This window comes from Pusillimonas caeni, from assembly GCF_003545815.1.
Lineage (GTDB): Bacteria > Pseudomonadota > Gammaproteobacteria > Burkholderiales > Burkholderiaceae_B > Pusillimonas > Pusillimonas caeni.
Map to the genome: position 1 here is coordinate 587,106 of NZ_PDUW01000001.1, position 20,982 is coordinate 608,087.

22 protein-coding genes are annotated in these 20,982 nt (G+C 58.1%); 17 read left to right on the forward strand and 5 right to left on the reverse strand.

Annotated elements, in window-relative coordinates:
- The first annotated feature begins 38 nt into the window (after positions 1-38).
- Genes CSC67_RS02720 through CSC67_RS02730 form a run of 3 tightly spaced genes read left to right on the forward strand, consistent with a single transcriptional unit; the run spans position 39 to position 2,533 of the window.
- Positions 39-992, forward strand: a complete 954-nt coding sequence (locus tag CSC67_RS02720; RefSeq protein ID WP_118992962.1) for an acetaldehyde dehydrogenase (acetylating) — start codon at positions 39-41, stop codon at positions 990-992.
- Positions 993-1,016: 24 nt separating this feature from the next.
- Positions 1,017-2,036 (forward strand): 4-hydroxy-2-oxovalerate aldolase, encoded by a 1,020-nt coding sequence (dmpG, locus tag CSC67_RS02725; RefSeq protein ID WP_118993184.1) that lies wholly within the window; start codon positions 1,017-1,019, stop codon positions 2,034-2,036.
- Between the two features lie 2 nt (positions 2,037-2,038).
- Positions 2,039-2,533: a bacteriohemerythrin gene (locus CSC67_RS02730; protein ID WP_118992963.1), complete on the forward strand. Its 495-nt coding sequence runs from the start codon at positions 2,039-2,041 to the stop codon at positions 2,531-2,533.
- A gap of 44 nt (positions 2,534-2,577) precedes the next feature.
- On the opposite strand, the gene CSC67_RS02735 is transcribed toward CSC67_RS02730, so the two are convergent.
- Entirely contained in the window at positions 2,578-3,168 is a 591-nt protein-coding gene (locus tag CSC67_RS02735) for a hypothetical protein (protein WP_118992964.1), read from the reverse strand.
- A 259-nt stretch (positions 3,169-3,427) separates the two neighbouring features.
- On the opposite strand from CSC67_RS02735, the gene mbhE reads away from it, so the two are divergent.
- Genes mbhE through CSC67_RS02785 form a run of 10 tightly spaced genes read left to right on the forward strand, consistent with a single transcriptional unit; the run spans position 3,428 to position 12,530 of the window.
- The gene (gene mbhE, locus CSC67_RS02740) at positions 3,428-5,776 is read left to right on the forward strand and encodes a hydrogen gas-evolving membrane-bound hydrogenase subunit E (RefSeq protein ID WP_118992965.1); all 2,349 of its coding nucleotides are present in this window, start codon (positions 3,428-3,430) and stop codon (positions 5,774-5,776) included.
- Positions 5,773-6,171, forward strand: a complete 399-nt coding sequence (locus tag CSC67_RS02745) for an MnhB domain-containing protein (RefSeq protein WP_118992966.1) — start codon at positions 5,773-5,775, stop codon at positions 6,169-6,171. The genes mbhE and CSC67_RS02745 overlap by 4 nt, the downstream gene beginning before the upstream one ends.
- On the forward strand, positions 6,172-6,558 hold the full coding sequence (locus CSC67_RS02750) for an NADH-quinone oxidoreductase subunit K (protein WP_118992967.1): 387 nt from the start codon (positions 6,172-6,174) through the stop codon (positions 6,556-6,558).
- Entirely contained in the window at positions 6,555-8,066 is a 1,512-nt protein-coding gene (locus tag CSC67_RS02755) for a Na+/H+ antiporter subunit D (protein ID WP_245220098.1), read from the forward strand. The genes CSC67_RS02750 and CSC67_RS02755 overlap by 4 nt, the downstream gene beginning before the upstream one ends.
- Positions 8,053-8,382: a Na+/H+ antiporter subunit E gene (locus CSC67_RS02760; protein WP_167752728.1), complete on the forward strand. Its 330-nt coding sequence runs from the start codon at positions 8,053-8,055 to the stop codon at positions 8,380-8,382. Before CSC67_RS02755 ends, CSC67_RS02760 begins: the two co-directional genes overlap by 14 nt.
- Entirely contained in the window at positions 8,379-8,669 is a 291-nt protein-coding gene (locus tag CSC67_RS02765; RefSeq protein WP_118992969.1) for an MrpF/PhaF family protein, read from the forward strand. The genes CSC67_RS02760 and CSC67_RS02765 overlap by 4 nt, the downstream gene beginning before the upstream one ends.
- Position 8,670: 1 nt before the next feature.
- The gene (mnhG, locus tag CSC67_RS02770; RefSeq protein ID WP_167752729.1) at positions 8,671-9,090 is read left to right on the forward strand and encodes a monovalent cation/H(+) antiporter subunit G; all 420 of its coding nucleotides are present in this window, start codon (positions 8,671-8,673) and stop codon (positions 9,088-9,090) included.
- 54 nt (positions 9,091-9,144) lie between these two features.
- Entirely contained in the window at positions 9,145-10,548 is a 1,404-nt protein-coding gene (locus CSC67_RS02775) for a sensor histidine kinase (RefSeq protein ID WP_118992971.1), read from the forward strand.
- On the forward strand, positions 10,545-11,891 hold the full coding sequence (locus CSC67_RS02780; protein ID WP_118992972.1) for a sigma-54-dependent transcriptional regulator: 1,347 nt from the start codon (positions 10,545-10,547) through the stop codon (positions 11,889-11,891). Before CSC67_RS02775 ends, CSC67_RS02780 begins: the two co-directional genes overlap by 4 nt.
- Before the next feature lie 42 nt (positions 11,892-11,933).
- On the forward strand, positions 11,934-12,530 hold the full coding sequence (locus CSC67_RS02785) for a phosphatase PAP2 family protein (RefSeq protein WP_118992973.1): 597 nt from the start codon (positions 11,934-11,936) through the stop codon (positions 12,528-12,530).
- A gap of 56 nt (positions 12,531-12,586) precedes the next feature.
- Here CSC67_RS02785 and CSC67_RS02790 read toward each other — a convergent pair whose 3' ends face one another.
- Positions 12,587-12,835 (reverse strand): hypothetical protein, encoded by a 249-nt coding sequence (locus tag CSC67_RS02790; RefSeq protein ID WP_118992974.1) that lies wholly within the window; start codon positions 12,833-12,835, stop codon positions 12,587-12,589.
- Positions 12,836-13,023: 188 nt separating this feature from the next.
- Here CSC67_RS02790 and trkA point away from each other — a divergent pair, with 188 nt between their 5' ends.
- Together trkA and CSC67_RS02800 are read left to right on the forward strand one after the other, a co-directional pair.
- Entirely contained in the window at positions 13,024-14,421 is a 1,398-nt protein-coding gene (gene trkA, locus CSC67_RS02795; RefSeq protein ID WP_118992975.1) for a Trk system potassium transporter TrkA, read from the forward strand.
- Complete coding sequence (locus CSC67_RS02800; RefSeq protein WP_245220099.1) at positions 14,402-15,907, forward strand: TrkH family potassium uptake protein; 1,506 nt, start codon at positions 14,402-14,404, stop codon at positions 15,905-15,907. The genes trkA and CSC67_RS02800 overlap by 20 nt, the downstream gene beginning before the upstream one ends.
- Positions 15,908-16,743: 836 nt before the next feature.
- Here the strand turns inward: CSC67_RS02800 and CSC67_RS02810 are convergent.
- Together CSC67_RS02810 and CSC67_RS02815 are read right to left on the reverse strand one after the other, a co-directional pair.
- Positions 16,744-17,064: a helix-turn-helix domain-containing protein gene (locus CSC67_RS02810; protein WP_118992977.1), complete on the reverse strand. Its 321-nt coding sequence runs from the start codon at positions 17,062-17,064 to the stop codon at positions 16,744-16,746.
- Complete coding sequence (locus tag CSC67_RS02815) at positions 17,051-17,464, reverse strand: type II toxin-antitoxin system RelE/ParE family toxin (RefSeq protein WP_118992978.1); 414 nt, start codon at positions 17,462-17,464, stop codon at positions 17,051-17,053. Before CSC67_RS02815 ends, CSC67_RS02810 begins: the two co-directional genes overlap by 14 nt.
- Positions 17,465-17,634: 170 nt before the next feature.
- Between CSC67_RS02815 and CSC67_RS02820 the strand changes: the two genes are divergently transcribed.
- Positions 17,635-18,468, forward strand: a complete 834-nt coding sequence (locus CSC67_RS02820) for an IclR family transcriptional regulator (protein ID WP_167752730.1) — start codon at positions 17,635-17,637, stop codon at positions 18,466-18,468.
- Between the two features lie 32 nt (positions 18,469-18,500).
- Here CSC67_RS02820 and CSC67_RS02825 read toward each other — a convergent pair whose 3' ends face one another.
- Positions 18,501-19,586: an aromatic ring-hydroxylating oxygenase subunit alpha gene (locus tag CSC67_RS02825; protein ID WP_118992980.1), complete on the reverse strand. Its 1,086-nt coding sequence runs from the start codon at positions 19,584-19,586 to the stop codon at positions 18,501-18,503.
- 198 nt (positions 19,587-19,784) lie between these two features.
- Between CSC67_RS02825 and CSC67_RS02830 the strand changes: the two genes are divergently transcribed.
- Entirely contained in the window at positions 19,785-20,963 is a 1,179-nt protein-coding gene (locus CSC67_RS02830; RefSeq protein ID WP_167752731.1) for an ABC transporter substrate-binding protein, read from the forward strand.
- The last annotated feature ends 19 nt before the right edge of the window (positions 20,964-20,982 follow it).

Sequence of the window (20,982 nt, forward strand, 5' to 3'; positions counted from 1 at the left end):
GCCGAATCACATATCCCTAAACTCCAAGCAGGTAATAGATGACCAGCGAATCCAAACCCCGTCTCAAAGTCGCCATCATCGGCTCCGGCAACATCGGAACCGACCTGATGATCAAAGTGCTGCGCAATGCCAGGCATCTGGAAATGGGAGCCATGGTGGGCATAGACCCGGCGTCCGACGGGCTGGCGCGCGCGGGCCGCATGGGCGTGCCCACCACGGCCGAAGGCATAGGCGGCCTGGTCGCCATGCCCGGTTTCAAGGACATCCGCATCGTATTCGACGCCACATCGGCCGGCGCGCACTCCAGGCACAATGCCGTGCTGCAGGAGCACGGCGTACAGGTCATCGACCTGACGCCGGCCGCCATCGGGCCCTACGTCATTCCGTCCATCAATCTGGACGAGAAGCTGGACGCGGCCAACATCAACATGGTCACCTGCGGCGGACAGGCCACCATTCCGATGGTGGCGGCGGTATCGCAGGTCGCCAAGGTGCATTACGCCGAGATCATCGCGTCGATCTCCAGCAAAAGCGCGGGTCCGGGCACGCGCGCCAACATCGACGAATTCACCGAGACCACGTCCAGGGCCATCCAGGTGCTGGGCGGCGCCGCGCGCGGCAAGGCCATCATCATACTGAACCCGGCCGAGCCGCCGCTGATCATGCGCGACACGGTGTTTACGCTGTCCGAACCCGCCGACCAGGACGCCATCCGCGCCAGCATCGAGCAGATGGCGGCGCGGGTGCAATCCTACGTGCCGGGCTACCGGCTCAAGCAAGCGGTGCAGTTCGAGCTGTTCGACGAGTCGCGCCCACTGAACGTGCCGGGCCTGGGCAAGCTGACCGGCCTCAAGACCTCGGTCTTCCTGGAAGTGGAAGGCGCGGCGCATTATCTGCCCGCCTATGCCGGCAATCTGGACATCATGACGTCGGCCGCGCTGGCCTGCGCGGAGCGTCTGGCGGAAACCCGCATGGCGGGCCAGGCGGCTTAAAGCGCGAGTATGACGGAGCAAACCATGACACAAAAGAAACTCTATATATCCGACGTCACCCTGCGCGATGGCAGCCACGCCATCCGCCATCAGTATTCCATCCAGAGCGTCAAGGACATCGCACGCGCGCTGGACAAGGCCAGGGTGGACTCCATCGAGGTGGCGCACGGCGACGGCCTGCAAGGGTCGAGCTTCAACTATGGCTTCGGCGCGCACACCGACCTGGAGTGGATAGAGGCCGTGGCCGAAGAAGTCAGCCACGCGCAGATCGCCACTCTGCTGCTGCCCGGCATAGGCACCATCCACGACCTGGAAAACTCATATAAAGCCGGCGCGCGTATCGTGCGCGTGGCCACGCACTGCACCGAAGCCGATATTTCCAGGCAGCACATCGAGCATGCGCGCGAACTGGGCATGGACACCGTGGGCTTTCTGATGATGAGCCACATGACCACGCCGCAGAACCTGGCCGTCGAAGCCAAGAAGATGGAAAGCTATGGCGCCACCACCATCTACGTGGTCGACTCGGGCGGAGCGCTCAACATGAACGACGTGCGCGACCGCTTTCGTGCGCTGAAGGACGTGCTCGATCCCGCGACGAATACCGGCATGCACGCGCACCACAACCTGTCGCTGGGCGTGGCGAACTCCATCGTGGCCGTCGAAGAAGGCTGCGACCGCATCGACGCCAGCCTGGCGGGCATGGGCGCGGGTGCGGGCAATGCGCCGCTGGAGGTCTTCATCGCCGCGGCCGAACGCATGGGCTGGAACCATGGCTGCGACCTGTACACCCTGATGGACGCCGCGGACGACATCGTGCGCCCCCTGCAGGACCGACCCGTGCGGGTCGACCGCGAGACGCTGGCGCTGGGCTATGCGGGCGTGTATTCCAGCTTCCTGCGCCATGCGGAGTCGGCAGCGGAACGCTATGGCCTGTCGACGGTGGACATCCTCGTGGAGCTTGGCCGCCGCCGCATGGTGGGAGGCCAGGAAGACATGATCGTCGACGTGGCGCTGGACTTGCTTCGCCAGGATTCGAACTGAGCATGTCCGAAGCCAGGAAGCCCCTTCTGCGGGACCCGAACGCTCCCGCAGCCGATTCCGACACGAGCTTCTTGTGGTCCGATACCCGCCTGCTGGGCTATCAGCCCATGGACGACGTCCACAAGGAGTTCTACGAGGTTACGTTCGGGCTCCTCGTCTGTACCGACGAAACGGCGGGCGCCGCGCTCGAGGCTTTCGCGCAACATGCGCAAAGCCATTTCGACCAGGAGGACGAATGGATGCGCTCCACCGATTTCCCGGCGCGCGACTGCCATATCGAGGAACACGCCGCCGTACTGGGCTCGGTCCGCGAAGCCAGGGAGCTGCTGAAGCGCGGGGTCGGAGGCGCAGCGATGTTGCAAGACTTCGGCGCCTACCTGTTCAGCTGGTTTCCCGGCCATGCCGACTATCTGGATTCAGCGCTGGCGGCATGGATGGTGAAGAGGAAAATGGGCGGCAAGCCGGTCGTGCTGCGGCGCGATATGAACTTGCGATAACGCAGCCTTCCGCCGCATGCCCAGCCTCGGTCTTCACTAACCTTCTAGCGTGCGACCAGTCTTCTACCGAAGCGAAAATACCAGCGCCCAAGGCACACGCCGAGCCAGCCCATGAGCGCGCCGGCAGCAACTTCGACAGGCCAATTGATGCCGGAGACGATACTCATCAAGCATCCAAACGCCACATAAACTTGCAGCCATTTCCGTACCGGGCCGGATGCATGCCTCCATGCCAGGCAGGCAAACATCAAGGCTATCGCAGGGGCTGAAGCCGGCAATCCTTCGTGCCAGAGAAATGGCGCCTGTGCTGCAACGACATCCGGAAGCGCTACCCATGGTCGAGGCATCAAAGTGACATGCTGGAAGGTGTACACCGAGCACCAGATCAAGCTGAAAGCCAGGACGAGCACGGCCATGAACTCTCCCATGCTTTCGAGCTGCTGCTCCGTCGCCGTGCGGCGTATCCGCAAATAGCGATAGCCGATGACGACGCCAACAAACGCAACCGTCCAATAACTGTATCCATAGCTTGCGAATCGCCACACGCTATCAAGATATGGAAAATGCAGCGAATAAAGAACTGTAAACAGCCATTCATTCAAACCAAGCCAGTCGTAGAGCAGTCCTTTCACCATCGATCTTCTTCCGTTGTCGCTAAAAGCGCCTGCGTGCGGTCAAGCCTTTTTCTGCATGGTTATTATTCTGCCTCGCCCGTTGAGAACATCGCGGGATTAATGAACATGGTCATCGACCAATATTTCGCGTGTGTTCATTTTTTTGAACCAAATGGACATTCAGGTTAATGAAAATGAACGTTTTTTTTATGCGTTGATGAGGGGGATGAAACTGTTATGAAATGAACGCCGGTATTTCTTCATTCTCCGGCCCCGAGGCATGACGCTTTCATCGCTGATTTTTCTTTCCTTCTTGTCGGCACCCATTGCATACTTGGCAGCACGCTATTGGAGCCCGATGATCGTCGCACTCATTCCCGCGACATTGTTTATCGGGTTTACCCTTCTCACCCCTGCGGTGATGCAGTTAGAAGCGATTGTTCAGCATGTTCACTGGATACCGTCTCTAGGGATTTCGCTCTCATTTCGGCTTGATGGGTTGTCGCTCATCTTCTCGCTGCTGATCACAGGGATCGGTACGGCGATCTTTCTCTATGCTTCCGCCTATCTTCCTAGAACCTGGCAGACGCCTCGATTCTTTGCAACATTGATCGTTTTCATGGCATCGATGCTCGGTGCGGTTGCTTCGGACGATCTTTTCGGGCTGTTGGTCTTCTGGGAACTGACAAGCTTGTCGTCGTTCATGCTGATTGGATCTGACCCCAGTCAGGCAAAGTCAAGACGCTCTGCGCAGCAAGGATTGCTCATCACCGTAGCGGGCGGCTTGGCCATGCTTGCCGGCATAGTTTTGCTGGGCGACCTTGCCGGGACATACCGAATCTCTGAAATTCTGGCGGCTGATCTAAGGCCGGCGCTCACAGGCGCCCATGGTACGGCCATTCTCGTCTTGATCGCACTCGGTGCGTTTTCCAAGTCTGCGCAGTTCCCGCTGCACTCCTGGCTGGCTAATGCGATGGTCGCCCCGACACCGGTGTCTGCCTATTTGCATTCGGCGACCATGGTAAAACTCGGTGTCTATCTCATGGCACGCCTAAGCCCCACCCTGTCCGATGTCGCACTTTGGACGCCGCTATTGATCAGTGTCGGCAGCATCACTATGTTTTGCGGATCGATTCTCGCGCTTCGCGAAACCGACCTTAAGCGAATCCTGGCTTACACAACCGTTGTCTCGCTCGGCACGCTCATGACGCTGGTGGGGACGAACCATCCCGCCGCGGTAACTGCGATGGCGGCCTTCCTTGTCGTGCATGCTCTTTACAAGGCTTGCCTGTTCATGGTCGCCGGCATCATCGACCATTCAACAGGAACGCGGGATAGCTCGATGCTCGGCGGCCTGGCTCGAGCCATGCCCATTACTGCGGTGATAAGCTGCACGGCTGCGCTGTCCATGGCCGGCATCCCCCCGTTGTTCGGATTCATCGGCAAAGAGCTGATTTACGAGGCCGCCCTGTCCGCTCAGATGCCCTATATGGTGTTTGCCGCCGTCATACTTGCCAATGCGTGCATGGTTGTGGTTGCTGGAACCATTGCCTTGCGGTGCTTTTTCGGGGTTCCCTCAAAATCCTTTACGCAGTCGGGTTCCGGCCCTCACGACCCCTCAATCCGCATGTGGATCGGCCCTTTGGTTCTGGCCGTACTAAGTCTCGCATTCGGCTTCATGCCCCGATGGATTCAAGGCCTTCTCGCAGCCGCGGCTGGCGCAGTGCATGGCGACGCAATTGAGTTTCAGTTGAGCCTCTGGCACGGCTTTACACCCATGCTGGCGCTTAGCATCGCGACGCTGGCCATTGGCATCGGCATTTATCGCCGCTGGGCCCGCATACAGCATCGCTTGAAGGCTTGCGAGTTAGTCGACCGGTGGGGGCCCGATGCGCTATATGACCGTGCACTGGACATGTTGACCAAGGTCTCCATCTGGCAGACAGGCATGATTCAAATCGGCAGTCTGCGCCACTACATGGCAATGAGTGTGGGCATCGTCGCGGTAGCCGGCTTGATCGCCATGGCGCTGAACGGCGCAGTGGTACTGCCGCAGCTACATACCGGTGACGCCGGCGTGGAAATCGTATTGCCCGTCCTGCTGATGGCGGCTTCGATCATGGTGCTTCGCTCACGCAGCTTCGTACAGGGGATTATCTCTGCGGGCACGGTCGGCTTTGGCGTCGCGGTCGTGTTCCTGCTGGGAGGCGCCCCTGATCTTGCCTTTACGCAGTTTTCTGTCGAGGCGCTATCCGTGGTCATTCTGCTGGCAGTGATCGGCCATATGCCTTTTCGCGCTTCCGATCCGCGCTCTTCCAGGCAGCGAACCCGGGATGCCCTCATCGGGGCGCTGTTCGGACTGATGTTCATGGTCGTGATGTTCAGCGTGGTAGCGCTTCCATTCAACGAGCACTTATCCGATTTCTTCCGCGAGTTCAGCTACCCCTTGGCGCACGGGCGCAATCTGGTCAACGTCATCATTGTCGACTTCCGCGCGTTGGACACTCTGGGTGAGATCACTGTACTAGCCCTCGCCGCCTTGGCCGCCGCGGCGGTCTTCTTCAGTACCGGCGACCAGAGCAGGCTCCACGCCGGCGGGGGCCGGCGCGCTACTAGGAAAGAGACATGAACTCCATCATATTCAGAGTCGGATCCTCCATTGTTCTTCCATTCTCTTTACTGCTGTCCCTCTACTTGCTCTGGCGCGGCCACAACGACCCGGGAGGAGGCTTCATCGGCGGCCTGATCGCGGCCGCGGGATACGCCTGCTATGCATTACCTCGTGGATATACAGCTCTACAGCGCGTCCAGCCGGTCGACTCCTTGCATCTCGTCGCGCTCGGACTCGGCGCAGCATTGATCGCCGGCTTGCCGGGCCTCATGAGCAACGCGGCGTATTTGACCCACGCCTGGATGGAGAGCGGGGACATTGCAGTCGGCACGACACTGCTTTTCGATGCAGGGGTCTATCTAACCGTACTCGGTGCGATTCTGACATTCCTCCGCTTATTTCTGGAGCAGTGAATGGAGCCGCTGTATATCGTTGCAATCGGAGTGATCGCAGGCGTCGCCGCTTATCTTCTGATGTCCCGCAATGTCCTCCGGATGGTCCTGGGACTGCTTCTACTGAGCAATGCGGCCAACCTCAGCATCTTCGTCGCGGGGCGCCTTAGTTCGAGTCTTCCACCACTCATAACGGGTGAGTCAACGACGATCGCACTCAGTGCCAACCCCTTGCCGCAGGCGCTCATTCTGACCGCGGTTGTGATTTCGTTCTCGCTGGTGGCCTTCACCGTAGTGTTGCTGCACAAGGCCGACCAGCACTTGCATATTGTCGATACTGAGGAAATGAGAGAAGCCGAACCTATAGGACCTGTTGCCGACCGCGAGGCAAGCGGGGCAGAGCAATGATGTCGCCGCACGTCCTGCTCACATTGCCCATTGCGATGCCACTGACCGGCCTGGTGCTGACGACACTGCTGTGGCGTATGCCGCGGCTACAACGCCTTGCCAGTCTGGCAGCCAGCTGTGTATTTCTACTTGCCGGCATTGCGCTACTCGTCGCCACCGCGGACGGCACCATCTTGGCGACCCAGTTTGGATCATGGGAAGCGCCATTCGGGATCAGCTTCGTCGCAGACAATCTGACATCGGCGATGGTGCTCATCACAGCAATCATGGCCGTAGTCATTGCGATCTACCGGCTGACTGCTCCGGAAGAGGACGGACGCCCAATGTTCCAACCTCTATATCACGGGCTGCTGCTGGGAGTGACGGGCGCCTTTATGACGGGCGACATTTTCAATATGTACGTGTGGTTCGAGATCATGCTCATCTCGTCCTTTGGTCTGCTGGTGCTGGGAGGAACGAAGGAGCAGCTGGATGCAGGCGTCAAGTACGTGATGCTCAATCTCGTCATGACCACCATATTTCTAGCGGCCGTCGCCTTTCTGTACGGCGCGACAGGCACATTGAACATGGCCGATCTGGCGGAGCGCGTTCCCGCCATAGAAAACGATGGGCTGGTAACAACTCTGGCAGTCCTGTTTCTGTTGGCGTTCGCTTCGAAGGCGGCGTTGTTCCCACTGTTCTTCTGGCTGCCTGCGTCTTACCACACCGCAAGCACGCCGGTCCTTGCGATCTTCGCCGCCTTGCTGACGAAAGTAGGCGTATACGCCATTGTGCGGTGCTTTACGCTTATTTTTCCGGTTACAGGCGGGTTGTCGACCATCATCGGCGTCATGGCCGCACTTACCATGATCACCGGCGTTCTCGGCGCCGCCTCTCACTTCGATATTCGGAAGATTCTCTCCTTCCACATTATCAGCCAGATCGGTTACATGCTTGTAGGCGTTGCAATCGCGACGCCTCTGGCGCTTGCGGGTTCGGTCCTTTACATCGTGCACCACATCATCGTAAAGGCGAACCTTTTCTTGATCGGCGGCGTCATTGAGAGGAAAAGCGGCTCATGCCAACTAAAGAGGATCGGCGGCCTGCATCGAACGGCTCCCTTCCTCGCGATTCTGTTCTGTATTCCCGCTCTATCGCTTGCGGGTCTGCCGCCACTATCGGGATTCTGGGCCAAATACCTCGTCGTCAAGCCCAGCCTCGATGCCGGCAGCTGGTACCTGGCGGCGACCTCCCTTGTCGTGGGGGTGCTCACTCTGTACTCCATGCTGAAAATCTGGAACGAGGCATTCTGGAAGACGCCTTCGACAGCGGCGCCCGCACCAACGCGGAATTCGAATAGTTCGTTCTTTGCGCAGTACGTTGCGATAGCCGCCTTGTCGGCCATCACGATGGCCATCGGCCTGAACCCGGAGCCGTTTGTAGCGTTCTCTGTGGAAGCCGCCGGCCAGCTTACGGACAGCAGCCGCTACATCAATGCCGTCCTGGAGAATCCTTATGCGCCGAATTGAATGGCTGTTCAACTGGACAGCCCTCCTGCTGACATTTGTCAAGGAGCTGGCGAAGTCCGTTCATGACGTCGCGCTGAACGTCATCAACCCGAAGCGGATTTCTGAAAGCGCCATCGTCGAGGTTCCTTTGGAGGTGAAAAGCGACCTTGGCATCGCGCTTCTCGCCAACATGGTGACCTTGACTCCCGGCACAACGACACTGCACATATCCGCGGACAAAAGCTGCCTGTATGCCCATGTAATGAACTACTCGGATTCCGTGGTCTCGGACATCAAGCAGGGATTCGAATGCCAGATACTAAAGGTGCTGCGATGATAGACGTCATATTCTCGACGACAGTCGAAATTAGCAAGTTCCTGTTCTTCTGCTCCATGATCCTCGTATGCATACGTATAGCCCGAGGCCCGCATGCCGCGGACCGGGTTGTCGCGCTGGACATGCTGTGCTTGCTGGGAGTGGGTATAGCGGCTCTGGCCGCCGTTGCCAATGACTCGATGGCATTTATCGACGTGGCTCTTGGCATCGCTCTCATTGGTTTTCTCGCCACCGTGGCTTTCGCAGCCTTCATCGAGCGGGGAACCACCGCACACGGGGGAGACTGACATGTTGGTATGGCTCTCTGCGTTCTTCATGCTCTCGGGATCCATCGTCACCTTTATAGCGGCCTTGGGCGTCCTGCGCCTGCCCGATTTCTTTATGCGCATGCATGCTGCGACCAAAGCCGGCGTGGTCGGACCCAGCCTGCTTCTGATCGGAGTGGGCTTCCACGAGCCCTCCTGGGGTATGTGGATTAAAATTTTTCTGACGATCCTGTTCCTGCTTACGACCACGCCGATCGCCGCCCATCTACTTGGCAAGGCCGGCTTCCTGGGCGGCGTGAATCTCTGGAAAGGAACGGTACGCAACGACCTGGACCAGGTGCTCTCCGCCAGCGCCTTCCTGGAGACCGATACCTCCTTAAGCGGCAAAAACGCCACGGCTGATATGATGGCAGATCCGCCCGCAACGTTGCGCAAGCGTTGATCTACGGCCGTTTCGCCACGACAGGTCCATGCTTGACAAGAGGAGCGCGATATTTTGAAGTGGTTCCTTCGTTTACCTCTTTTGGTCCGTATTCCGTTGCTTGCGGCGATCATGATCTTCGCAGTCGCTATGCTGGTGACTCAGATTGCTGTGTTCAGCCTATCGAAACAGTACGAATTATTGACTGAGCGGGTGGGCCAGGTTTACTTGGACGGTCTTTCCGCTTCAGTACTGCCCTCCTATCGACAGAACGACTCGGAAGGCATTCACCGGGCCCTGCGTCAGTCGCTAGACTTTTATTTAGGTGTAGTGGACAGGCAGCTTGCACTCGTCGACCGCAGCGCGGGCATCATCGCCCATGTGTCGGGTCCTAATCTGGGGGCTACGACACCGCCTCCCGGCGCCATCTTCCAGGGGCCAAAAGGCTATGTCGCCGAATCCGCATCCGCGAGCATATGGGTATGGCGCGAATTGGACGAACGGGGAGTCATCGCCGCAAATTTGGACATTTCCACGTTCGCTCGTGAGCGCTCGGCGCTCCATTTCCAATTGATGCTCATTAGCGCTTTGATGAGCATAGTGGCGGCGCTCGGGGGCTATATAGTCATTCGTCGTATACAACGACCGCTCAAGACCCTGAGCGAGCATTTGTCGCATGCCGTCGCCTTCGGCCCTCAAAAGATCCAGGACGCGCACATCCCGAGCAACGACGCGGAAGCCTCGAAGCTCATGCAGGCATACAACCGTATGACCATGGCGGTACAGGATCGCGAGCGGCTTTCCGAACAACTGGCCAAACAGGATCAGCAAGCATTATTGGGACGCATTGCAGCAACATTGGCGCATGAAATACGCAACCCCCTCACGGGCATGATGACCGCCCTTCAGACGATACGCATGTATGGCGACGACGCCCGAAGCCGGCGAGAAGCCCTGGACTTCATCGATCGCGGAATCCAGTCGCTCAAAGGGGTGGCCGAAGCGACGCTGAACGCATATCGCCCAAGCGCCCCCGGGCCTGATCTGGACAGCCGCGACCTGCACGATGTGCTTCTGCTCGTCGAACCTCACGCGGCACGCAGGAAAGTGCACGTCGCTCAACACATTGGGCTGTTTTCATCACTGAAGCTGGACGCATTCAAAATCAGGCAGATCGCATTGAACCTGCTTCTCAACGCCATCCAGACCTCTCCCACGGGAGGAACCGTGACGCTTGAGGCGTCATGCGACGGCGATGCCTTTATATTGAAAGTGAGCGATGAAGGCGAAGGGCTACCCAAGCATGCGAGAAGCTTTCTGCTGGCCGACGACGCCCCGCGGAGCGACAGGTCTCTCGGGCTGGAGATCATACGCCGTCTCGCTCGTGATTTGAATGGTGAAATTGAAGTGTTCAGTCAGGAAGGCGGCGGCTCAACCATTGAACTGGTTTTTTCCGTCTTGCGAGATGAAGCACCATGAGGCGGAAAGGCATTGACGTACTCCTGGTCGAAGACGACGGTGTCCTGGGAGGCGCCGTAGCTCAGCGTCTGCGATTGGAAGGAATGTCGGTCCACTGGGCGCAATCGGTCGCCGAAGCGCTGGAGAGCCTCGAAAAGTATGAACCTGCCCTAATGCTGTGCGACATAAAGTTGCCGGATGGAACGGGCACGGATCTATATAAGCACGCCAGCCGGCTTCTATGGGAGACAGATGTCATATTCGCCACGGCATACGCGGAGATTCAGCAGGCGATCGACTTGGTCAAAGCCGGCGCCATCGACTATCTGTTGAAGCCCTATGACATCAATGATCTCGTCAGGCGCATCAAATCAAGTCTCACTCGAGCCGCCCTGCCCCGCGGGGCCAAGACTCCCCTACGCAGTTTCCACTATGAAGCGCCGGAGATGAATCGTGTCGTGTCCCACTTGAAGCGGCTGGCGAACGAGAGCTTTTCAATATTGCTGGTAGGCGAGAGCGGTACGGGCAAAGAAATGGCGGCCCGTTTGATCCATGAGGTATCCGGCCGGGCTCCAGCGCCATTTATTCCAGTTTCTTGCGCCGACATCGCGGAATCAGTAGTGGAAACCAAGTATTTCGGCAAAGAGTCCGACATCCCGTCGGATATCGGCATTACCAGCCCGGGGCTCTTGGAGCGCGTCGGTACAGGAACTTTGTTCTTGGACGAAATCTGCGAAATGCATCCAAAGATGCAGGTTCTGCTGGCCAGAGCACTTCAAGACGGCGGCTTTTATCGCTTGGGCGGGTCCACTTTCGTCCCTTTCAGGGGAAGAGTAGTGGCCGCCACCAATGCAAAATTACATGACGCGCTCGAAAGCGGCCGGTTTCGTCTCGACCTGTATTATCGTCTACAGAGTGCGCAAGTCACTATTCCCCCTTTACGCAATCGGGTCGCGGATATTATTCCACTGACCGAGCACTTCATTCGAGCCTATGGTTCCAATAATCCCTTGGCGCCATTTGCCATATCTGACGAAGCCAAACGGGCTTTACTGGAGCACCACTGGCCTGGAAATGTTCGAGAACTGATGAACAGAGTCGTTCAGGCCTGTACATTGGCCGACAGCTCCGTACTCGATGCCGCCGACCTGTTTCCCGAGCAAGAGCAGCAGCGCAATGTGACGCGCTCTTTGTCGCGTGCACGCGCACAGGCCGAGAAAGAAGAGATAGAGCGCGTAATCGCCGAATGCGGCGGAAGACTCGGCGAAGCAGCGAACAGGCTTGGGATATCGCGAACCACCCTATGGAAGCGCCGACGTTCACTGGATGAGTCGACCGACGATTCCAATCCGTCCGATCGGTGAATGGGAATGGTAGTACAGCTTCAACTATAGCTATTCTGTAATATGAACGAACTTGATCGTGAACTTTTCCTGCTAGTTAATTCCGCGAGCGAGACGAACAGCATCGTCTCTTTCGGCGCCTACTTGATAGCCAAGTACATAATTTTCGCCGTTCCAATGGGTCTCGCCGCCCTCTGGATTGCAGGGGGTGACGCAGCACGGCGGCTGGCATTGACGCTTTTCGTCGCGCTTGTCCTCTCTGTCTTGTCGAGCTTTGCCATCGGATCGATATTTCCGTTGCAACGCCCGTTTCTCATCCCCTTGGGACACAATTTGATGGAGCACAGGGCGAGTCCGTCCTTTCCCAGCAACCATGCCCTGGTGATTTTCAGCTGCGCATGGACTCTGTTCTTCATGGCCCACAGATGGCAAGCGGTCATTATCGCCGTTGCCGGGCTACTGGTTGCTTGGTCCCGAGTTTATCTTGGCGTCCACTGGCCGTTCGACATGATGGGCGCAGCCATCGTGGCCGGCATTGCCGCCCTCGTCGCAGTTGCCATGAACCGCTCTTTTGGAGGCGATGCCCTTGCCGCAACCAGCCGGTATTACGAAACCTTTATCGAGCGGCCGGTAAGACGAGGTTGGGAGAGACTGAAATGATATTATCTACATCCCCAGCCGGCCTCTCCACGACCATATCGCCGAACCAGCATGCATCAGTCGGAACTGGTCCATTTGGCGACGACGCTGGCGCCGGCCATGGCCGTACGTTCGGGCTCGCCTGCGCCGGCGACGGATACCGGCTTGTGATGCACGCATATCACGGTCAGATAGTGCATGCCGTCGTTATAATGAGCGGCTATCCGGTCGCCCGGGGACGGCAATGAAACAAATTCGTAGCTGCCCCAGTCTTCCGACTGGTCGTATATCGAGCCTCGCTCAACCAGCAATGTAGCGGCGACCATGAGTTTCTCCTTCAAGACAATGCGCGCGCGGGCGCACGGAGGCAATTTTCATTGATGTATACCATACATGCGGCTTGAGCCGGGTCGTTGTTCTGTACTAGACTGTACAATCTTCTTTTTTGGCATTTGCATCGCTGGTGCATAACCGCTGCGTGGCTTGTTACCTATAGACCTCGAAGAGCGTTCGGATGAGAGTTATCGTTTGCGGAGCCGGCCAAGTCGGAACCACCATTGCTCGCCATCTGGCTTCAGAAGGTATTAGCGTCACGGTCATCGACGCCGACCCGCTTCAGGTCCGCCGCGTTGACGAAAGCTACGATGTCCGGGGGGTGGTAGGACACGCATCCCACCCTGCCACGCTCAGAAAAGCGAACGCCCGAGACGCCGACATGTTGATCGCGGTGACGCGGTCCGACGAAGTCAATATGGTGGCGTGTCAAGTTGCCTACTCCCTATTCGGCGTAAAACGGCGTGTCGCCAGGCTGCGGCATGCGGGTTATCTCGCCAAGGACAGCACCGGGCTCTATGCCACCGAACATCTGCCTATCGACGTCATTATTTCCCCGGAAATAGAGGTCGCCGAAGGGATTGCCTGGAGGCTGAGAACGCCCGGCGCATTCAATATGGTGCCGATGGCGGGCGGGCTCGTGGAGCTGCTCGGCGTATATACCGAAACGACCCATTGCCCCGTCGTTGGCGAACGCATAGCCGACCTTTCTCGCAGCGATCAATTCGAAGGGGTTTCCATCGTGGCGTTCGTCCGTAAAGGACGCTGCTTCATTCCCGACGACCATGATCGGATCGAAGCCGGCGACCAAGTCTACGTCATCGCAAGAGCCGAGAAAGTCAAGGACGTCATGGAAGCGTTCGGCCATCGGGAGCGCGAAGCGAAAAAACTCATCATCGTCGGAGCCGGCAACGTAGGCCTGCATCTGGCGCAAAAGATCAGGCGCACCTCGCCAAAGGTCGACATCAAGCTCATCGAGCAGAGCCAAGAACGCGCCAAATACATTTCCGATGCGCTTGGCACAGGGGTCATTGTTCTGCACGGGGACGCGCTGGAACAGGCGCTTCTTGAAGAAGCGCAAGCGGGGTCGGCCGAAACGATCGTGGCGGTGACCAATGACGATGAAACAAACATCTTTGCATCGATCCTGGCCAAGCAAAGGGGGTGCAAGCGCGCCATCACCCTCATCAACAAACATAATTACGAGGCGCTTACTCCCGCATTGGGCATCGACGCAGTCGTAAGCCCAAGCGCGGTCACGATTTCGACCGTCCTGCGGCACGTCCGCCGCGGATCCATTGTCGCCCTTCATACTTTGCGCGAGGATTTCGGCGAGGTCGTCGAAGCGGAAATCACGGAAGAGTCGCGGCTTCTGCGGCGGCCGCTTGGCCAATTGGGCCTGCCGCCGGGCATGAAGATCGGAGCGGTCGTACGTAACCGCGAACCGATCATCCCCGGGCCCGAGACCCAGCTGCAGATCGGCGACCACATAGTCGCCCTGGTCACCTACAGCTACATCCGGCTTATCGAAGCTTTGCTGGGGGCCCGGAGAGAACGCATTGGACAACTTGGTGCGTAACGAAAAGGCCGCGCTTTCACGCAAGCCGGCGCCCAGGCTGAAGCCTGTCCTCTTTATTGTCGGTCTGGTGCTGTTGGCGACGTCTGGAATGATGCTGTTTCCGATGCTCACCGATATTTATTATGGGCGCAAAGACTGGCAGGCCTTTGCCGCCTCTTCAGCTCTCACGGCGCTTCTGGGCGGCGGCTGCACCTATAGCAATAAGGAGTCTTTGAAGGCCGGCTTTACCATTCGCCAGGCGTTCATGCTGACGCCTTTGAGCTGGTTCAGCGTGGCAGCGGTCAGCGCCATGCCCTTTTTCTTTTCAGACTACGGCAGTGTCAGCGGCGACCTGGCCAATTCTTTCTTTGAATCGGTATCAGGCATCACGACAACGGGGGCCACAGTCATTTCGGGTCTCGACAAAGCTCCGCAAGGCATGCTGTTATGGCGGGCCATTTTGCAATGGATGGGAGGGATCGGCATCATTGCTACCGCGATCGCGATCCTGCCGGCACTGGGTATCGGCGGAATGCAACTTTTCCGCACCGAATCGTCGGACCGTTCCGAGAAAGCGATGCCGCGGGTACGCCAGATCGCAACCGTCATTGGCGTCGTATATCTGGGATTGACGGCCTTTGCAGCGCTGGTGTACTGGCTTGCGGGAATGCCGCCGTTCGAAGCGGTGGCTCACTCGATGACGTCGATCTCGACCGGGGGTTACTCCACTTCCGACGGTTCATTCGGAACGTGGAGCGAAAACGGCATTCAATGGTTTGCAACGGTCTTCATGCTGTCGGGTAGCGTTCCGTTTGTACTTTATGTCCGCTTTATCGCCGGCGACCACAAGGCCCTTTTCGACCGCCAGGTGAAAACCATGCTGGCGTTTGTGGGCCTCGCAGCCTCGTTGCTCGCCCTATATCTCATCTTTTCGCATCAGTATGGCCTCGAAGAGGCCTTTCGACACGCCGCCTTCAACGTGGTGTCGGTGGTGACCACGACAGGGTACGCCACCACCGATTACTCATTGTGGGGCAACGCGGCGATAGGGCTTTTTTTCGGCCTTACCTTCATCGGCGGCTGTACGGGATCCACGTCGGGAGGAATCAAGATATTTCGATTCGAGGTTACGGCCATTATGCTCAAAGCGCATTTTCTGCGCCTGCTGTATCCAAATGGCGTGTTCCCGCGAACTTACGGAGAGCGCTTGCTCGATGACGAGGTCATTGGCTCTGTGGTCGCTTTCCTGACCGTATTCTTCTTATGTTATGCCGCGCTTTCAATTGCGCTCATGGCGCTGGGGCTCGATTTTCTTACGAGCGCCTCAGGCGCCGCAACCGCCCTGGCCAACGTCGGCCCCGGCCTGGGAAGCATTATCGGCCCTGCCGGTAATTTCGAATCGCTGCCCGATGCGGCCAAATGGCTCTTGTCCCTGGGAATGCTACTGGGGCGCCTCGAACTGTTCACTGTACTTATTTTGTTCGTACCGCGGTTTTGGCGCGGCTAGCATGACGCGGCCATGGTCTTGGCCACGCTGCATCCGGCAAACTGGAGCGCAGCGTTGAAGAACCCGTCGTGTTGCGACGCGATATCGATTTGCATTAAGCAGGCAGCCGGCCGTTCGGCCGCGCTTGCGAAGCGAATTCTTGTTCAATTCGCTTGCATCTTTATTTCACCGGCTTTCAAAACCCGCCGGCGTCTTTCCGATCTGTTTCGGATGGTTTCGTCCCCTCGTCAGCGCGGCTGTTTCAGCATTAGCATGAAGCCATAGCCACACCGCCCGCATAAGCCGATGGGAGACGACCATGTCCCTTACTTTCTTCAGCAGGCTCGCCTCGTCGCGCCGAATTGCCCGCCCAAGATGGTTCCGCAGCACTATAGTGGTGGGCTTGGCCTTGGCTGTTTCGGCCTGCGCGTACGACTCGCCCCACTACGGGGCACATGGCGGGTACAGCACGTATCAGCCCGGCTATTATGGTCCCGGCCCCTTCTATCGCGGCTATTACGGTCCGGGTCCCGTATATCGCGGCCACTACTCCCCCCGCCCCGACTGGCGGGCACATGCCAGGCACCGCCAAGCAGAACAGCGCCGCCGCGCCGAAATACGCAGGCATCATTTCGAAGCGCGCAAACGGATTGAACGGCAGCGCTTTCACGAGGCCCATAGGCACCGCAATGCCGTACCGGGACAGCCGCGCGCCCACGACCATAGAGGCAGAACCGCGGGGCCGCGGCATCAGTATCAGCGGCACCGGTGAGCGACCGGACTTCGTGTCGGCCAAAGCTCCGTCTACTGCGTTGCACAACTGGTGAAATCCGCATCAAATACGTTGACGGCCAGGCTTATAACACAGCCCCTATTCCCTTGCGCTCAATGAGATTAAGCAGCTTCAGAGACGGGCCGCTCGGCTTCTTGTCGCCGACCTCCCATTTTTGTACGGTAGACACGCTGGTATTTAGCACCATGGCAAATACAGCCTGGCTAAAATTAGCCTGCTCGCGCAGCAACTTGATCTGTTCGGGCAGCATGTCGTGCACATGAAGTTGACGCAGCGCATCGAACTCATTCATGCGTCGCTTGCTTATAAGCCCAGCATTATGCAGCCCCAGCGCAGTGTCGTGCATTTCGGCCAGAATGCGGCTGTTGCGTCTATTCGATGTCATGGTGCACCTCCACAATTTCACCGGCCGCCAGGGCAGTTGCCAATTGACCGTCATCAAAGCTCAGAAATTCCTTTGCCGCCTCTTGAAGCATCTTCAACTCGGCCCGGTCAATATTGGCTCGCTCGTTCTTGCTGAATCCATATAGGAAAAACCAGCGATCTGCCAGCTTGGTGGCAACAATGGTTCGCGCTCCGCCCCGCTTTCCCCGACCGGATAAAACCACCCGCTTCTTTACAAGGTAGCTGCCCAGGTCAGCATCGACAAGGCCATGTGCCATTTCAGACACGGCTTTGCGCAGTGCGTCATCGGTAATACCCGACTGCCGCATCCAACGACTAAAAGTTCTGGTCCGGAATATTCTTCTTGTGGAACTATACCACTGAGTATGATAGATTTTCATGCCTGCTCGCCTCTGAAAGGTTTGCAAGCAAGCAATCTACGACTGACTGCACGGGATGAAAATTGGGCGGTTTTGTCCCGCAGGAGAGATGCGTCCTGAAAAACCGGCCATTAAGTAGCCCCGATCATCCCCGTTACACTATGATAATGAATCAAGTGTATGGGCAACCCATGTCAGAACAAGTCTCGCTTACAGGCCAAAACAATCCAGACTCGACACCAGACAGCGCGCGAACCACTAAGCCCCGCGGGATTCAGTCGATTCTCATTGGCTTCCACATCCTGGATCGCCTGGCTGAATCGCCGACGCCGCTCGGGTTGAAGCATTTGGCCGAAGCCAGCAACATGCCCGCCAGCAAGCTGCGCTTTTATCTGGTCAGCTTCCTGGAGTTGGGCTTGGTCACCCAGGAAGCGCCCAGCGGCCGCTACAGCCTTGGGCCGGCGGCATTACGCCTCGGGCTGGCAGCCCTTGAAAAATTCGACGTCGTCAACCTTGCGCGCAGCGAGATGCGGCAGTTGGCCGACCAGCTCGGTTTTTCGGTGTTTCTTGCGGTCTGGGGCACCCACGGGCCCACCATCATCGATCGCGTCGACGGGCGCAACCGTACTGTGCTGGAAATCCGGGTGGGAACGGCCCTGCCCCTGCAAACCTCTGCCATGGGACGTGCTTACGCCGCCTTCCTTCCCAAGGCAGTCATTGCACCGCTTCTGCGGGTCGAACGCCGGCAGGGCCTTTTGGTGGACGACTTTCCCATGCAGGGCACCCCGCAGGGCGAAGAGATCCGGGCGACTCGGCTGTCGGTCTCGTCCGGCAGGCTGTTGGCCGGGTTCACCGCCATTGCGTCGCCGGTGCTCGACAGGGCGGGCACGCCCGTGGCCATGCTGTCTGTGGTCGGGCCCGTAGGCCCCTTGAAGGATACGCACGAAGACACCCCCGCGCACGCCCTGCTTGAATTGACAAAGCGGCTGAGTCTGCAGCTGGGGTGGTCCGAGAAAGACGGCTGAAAGCGAACGAGCCGGACGACCTGCCTGCCCTCTTACACCTCTTCGAGCAGCGCGAAAGAATGCTCGGGAACCAATTTGGGCGGGGCTATGACGTGCGCCGGATTTTCCGCTTCGTCCTTTAATCGCTGCTCGAGCAGACGACGGGCTTGTATCGGCGCCTGATCGAGCTTGATGGCGACCAGCGGAACTTCCACATTGCGCTCCGTCATCTGCCTCTGCTGAATCTCAAGAATGACTTTGTCCTGGTCGAACGTTGCGGCAATGGCCTTCTGCACCGATTCCGTCATTGCCTGGTCGTCGATCTTGTAGTTGCGGACGAAAGCCCAGAAGTAGTGCGTGCTGGTCTCTGTCTCCGGGGTCAGCAGATGCAGCACATGGCCGATCAACGCCCCGGAACGATCCTGGTCGACCGGATGGAACCCCACGATAGTGAGGTTGATGGACGGCACCAGGTTGATGGCGGACTGCCATCGATTGATGACGGAAGCGCCCCCGAGAGACATCGCAAAAAACGGCGGTGCGTCGATATTGGGCATTTCGCGATGCGCCCGAGTCAAGCAGTTGGCCTCTACCGTAACGTTGGCGGCATAGTTGGCAATGGACTCTTCCTCGTCGTTGCCGATGGTGTCCTCGTGCACATAGGTTTCATGGCTTAGATCGAGCAGGTTGTCATTGAGCAGGCGAAAGTTGGCGCCGATGTTGTGGTACCCACGCGAGGCGGCCCAATCCGGGCTGCCGTTCCAGTGGACGTCAGGAATCAGATCGGGGTCCGCCAGCGTCTGGTCGCCCAGCCATATCCATGCCAGGCCATGGCGCAGCTCGAGCGGATACGTCTTGACCTTGGCGGCGGACGGGACATTGGTTTGCCCGGGAACATGCGTGCACTCCCCTTGCGCGGAAAAACACATGCCGTGATAGCCGCAACGGATTTCATCGCCCACCCGCTTGCCCTGCGACAAAGGCAGCAGACGGTGCGGACAGGCGTCGTCCATGGCCGACAGCCGCCCCGAAGAGGTACGGAACATGAGGACGGGGACATTCAGCAAACGCCGCGCAACGAACGGTTGTTCGAACTCGGACTCGAAAGCCGCGACATACCAGACATTTCGCACAAACATGATGGGCTCCTGTGACATTGCACGGCGTGGACGGCATGGCTTACCAACACGCAATAATCTCAATACTGTTGAATCAATACAACTTTATATCTCAAATTTGCTTTTCAGAACTAGGGAAATTACTGAATTTTTGCCAAAATAATTTGATGTTATTGTTTCGATGCAACCATGTTTACAACAATGATGGAGGAGAACACGGTGAAAAAGATATGGACAGCTCTCTGTCTGGCGTCCGCTCTCGGGGCAACAGGCACAACCGCGCTGGCTGACGAAATCAAGATCGGCTACGTAAACACCTTCTCCGGCCCGAGCGCCATCCTGGGCAAACACTATCGGGATGCCTTCGAACTTGCCGTGGAAGAGCTGGGCGGCAAAATGGCGGGACTGGACGTCAAGGTCGAATACGGCGACGACCAGCTGAAGCCGGAAATCGCCAAGACCGTCGTAGAGCGCATGGTCGAGCGCGACGATGTGGACATCGTGGCGGGCTTCAACTTCTCGAATGTGCTGCTGGCCTCGCTCAAGACCGTGACGGACGCCGACAAGCTGCTGATCAGCTCGAACGCCGGCCCCTCGAACCTCGCCGGAGAGCAGTGCCAGCCCAACTTCTTCAGCGTCGGCCAGCAGAACGATGGCGCCAGCGAGGCGCTGGGTCGTTATCTGAAAGCACAAAACGTGGAAAGCGTGTATGCCCTCGCGCCCAACTATCAAGCGGGCCGCGACATGATCGCCGGCCTGAAACGCGGGCTGGGCAAAGAACTGGTGGATGAAGTCTACACACAACTGTCCCAAACCGACTTTCAACCCGAATTGAGCCAGATCCGGGCTACCAAACCGGCTGCGGTGTTTGTATTCATGCCCGGCGGCAACGGCATCAACTTCGTCAAGCAATGGGCGCAAGCCGGCTTGACCAGCGAAATACCTCTTTACTCGGTGTATTCGGTCGACCACACGACCTTGCAGGCGATCGGCAACTCGGCCGAAGGCACGCTGGGCGTCTCACAGTATGTCGAGGACCTGCCGTTCGAAACCAACCAGAAATTCGTCAAGAAGTTCGTCGACCGCTACGGCTATTACCCGTCCGAGTATGCCGCCAGCGCCTACGACACGGCGATGCTGATCAACAGCGCCGTGGTCGCCACCAACGGCAAGCTGGACGACGTCGATGCTTTGCGCGCGGCCGTGCAGAAAGCCGACTTCAAGTCAGTGCGCGGACCGGACTTCAAACTGGGCAAGAACCACATGCCCATTCAGAACTATTACTTGCGTGAAACGGTAAAGCGTGAAGATGGAAAACTGGGATTCGTCACCCGCGAAACCGTCGCGGAGAATCACCAGGACCCCTACGGCGCCCAATGCACCAATATCAAAGGCTGAACCGGATAAAGGCCGCGGT